This window comes from Weissella sp. DD23 (assembly GCF_001579105.1).
GTDB lineage: Bacteria > Bacillota > Bacilli > Lactobacillales > Lactobacillaceae > Weissella > Weissella cibaria.
This window is the reverse complement of sequence record NZ_KQ970485.1, coordinates 1-389: the sequence shown is the minus strand read 5'-3', so window position 1 is coordinate 389 and position 389 is coordinate 1. Positions and strand designations below refer to the sequence as shown.

The following is a 389-nucleotide window of genomic DNA, read 5'->3' as shown; positions in this document are numbered from 1 at the left end:
CCACCACCAATGACGAATGGTAGCATGCTTGAGACACCACTCATGAGATGACGGTAAAACGCCTTACCAAGGGACAGCTTCTCGGTCGTGTCCGAATGCGTGACTGTTTCCGCTGTTTGATAGATTGGTGCATGACTATCTAAGGCCTGGGTAATCAGTTTTTCAGGATGACGAATCCCCTCGGCAACGGGTACGTTGATCAGTGGCTTATCTGCAAAACGGGCCATGTCAACTTTTTTGTCTGCCGCAATGATGACGCCGTCGGCTGCCGCGATATCTTGCGCATTCAGTTTGTTGCCAACACCACTGGCACCGTTCGTTTCAACTTTAATGCGCACGCCCATTGCAGCAGCTTGCTTTTTTAATGATTCCTCAGCCATATAGGTATG

Annotated in this window: 1 protein-coding gene; it reads right to left on the bottom strand. The window is 49.6% G+C overall.

Annotated elements, in window-relative coordinates; all coding sequences use genetic code 11:
- A partial coding sequence (locus WEIDD23_RS12375) for a PTS fructose transporter subunit IIB (protein ID WP_242865534.1) occupies window positions 1-389 on the bottom strand: 389 nt, incomplete at both ends.